Here is a 915-nt window from a genome sequence, read left to right as displayed (position 1 = left end):
TAACCAAGGAGGTAGCAGAACTCGGAGGCGGCGGAGAGCAGGTCCGACCGTACGGTTTCCTTCGCGGGCGCGTGAAGGAGCGGGGCCACGTTGTTCACCAGAAACGCAGCCGCGCTAGGGCGGGTTACCTTACCCCCCATGGCATGGTCCAACTGGGAGAAGTGCCTGATCATGGATCGGATCAGAGTGACGTCAGACGTGCCGATGCGGGCGAATTGATGGGAGGTGACGAGACTGCTGCGTTCCACGGCCTCCGCCCAGGAGGGCACGGCGAAAGTCGCCGAGAAGACGCTGGCGCTCAGTATGGTCCGACGCGAGGGGTCCATGTCCTGCCTTCCCAGAGCAATCAGGTCTTCAACAAGGTCTTTGTGAGTGGTACTCCCCGCTTCGGCTGGGAGCGCGGGAAAGCCCGCGTCGGCGAACGAAATCGCCCGTCCCAGCTTTCTGGATAACGCTTCCAGGACCAGCGGACGCACTCGCTGAACAGGCAGGTGTCCCTTGAGCCACTGATGGATGGATGGCTCGCGGTACCTTGTGGGTGCGCCTGCTTCGGTCGCGGCGCGGTTGACGGCCTGCGCGAACTGGCGAAGCGTCCAGCCGGTCTCTTGGAAAATCTTTTCGAGTTCGGTGTTCGGCCCTGATGGTGGCATCTGGCTCCACGCTCCTCGCGCGCCAACGCTCTTAACCGATCTTAAGTCCCGGAACTCGTCCCACGGTACCGCCGTGTGCGCCGTGCCAGTTCTCTGGAACGGAAACACCGCACCCTACGACGGTGTGACTGGCCGGACCGGATAACCCGCCCTCGCCCTCGGAGAGTTCCGTGAATGACCTCGACTGGACTCCACCCCCTTGCGACCGCCTGACCGTGCTGCCCGCCGGTCGTCAGTGGTACGCCGTCCGCACCGATGCCCGCAC

Annotated in this window: 1 pseudogene; it reads right to left on the bottom strand. The window is 63.8% G+C overall.

The window, feature by feature from the left end:
* Positions 1 to 650: pseudogene (locus KUM32_RS40665) on the bottom strand (tetratricopeptide repeat protein); the annotation flags it as partial.
* Between the last annotated feature and the right edge of the window lie 265 nt (positions 651 to 915).

The organism is Streptomyces sp. AC627_RSS907, assembly GCF_019049165.1.
The sequence above is the reverse complement of the archived record's forward strand: the minus strand, read 5'-3'. Positions and strand labels throughout refer to the sequence as shown.